Origin of the sequence: Porphyromonas uenonis 60-3 (assembly GCF_000174775.1) — a bacterium.
In the GTDB taxonomy this organism is placed as follows: domain Bacteria; phylum Bacteroidota; class Bacteroidia; order Bacteroidales; family Porphyromonadaceae; genus Porphyromonas; species Porphyromonas uenonis_A.
Genome location: NZ_ACLR01000134.1, coordinates 1 through 511 on the forward strand (window position 1 = coordinate 1; position 511 = coordinate 511).

The window sequence follows — 511 nt, forward strand, 5'->3', positions numbered from 1 at the left end:
AAAGATACAGGTGTTGATGGTGCAGAAGGATATTGCAGCATTGAGTGACCCCAACTATCTGCCTGATTCGGGTAGCTGGTACTACATTGTCTTCTTCCTGATTGGTATCGTGGGGTACTTCTGTGTTCCTACGGTAGCGGGCTGGATTATAGAGGCTGGTGGTGGTATCGGGGCGTACGGACGCAATGTCAATCAGACGGCGCAACGAGGTGCCCAAGGTGCCTATACGGGAGGTAAGGCAGTAGCTGGCGCCACTGGGTCTATGGCCGGCAACGTAGGCGGACGTATCAAAGGGGCACTTATCAAGGGCAAATAGCGTCCCTTCAGCCGAAGGGTGGCTATGACACGCTTGATGAGGATGCAATGACCACGTGATGGTCGTATGACGGTCAGGTGGGTAGGATTAGCTCCTCCTATGTGTGTCAATGTAGCAGCTGGGGAGGTAATCGTAGTGCCTGCCGTGTGGCACTAGAGTTTCCTACCCATGAAACTAGAGTTTCCTACCCATGAA

At 53.0% G+C, this 511-nt stretch carries 1 pseudogene; it reads left to right on the forward strand.

Annotated elements, in window-relative coordinates:
* Nucleotides 1–316, forward strand: a pseudogene (locus PORUE0001_RS04990) (conjugative transposon protein TraJ); the annotation flags it as partial.
* Between the last annotated feature and the right edge of the window lie 195 nt (nucleotides 317–511).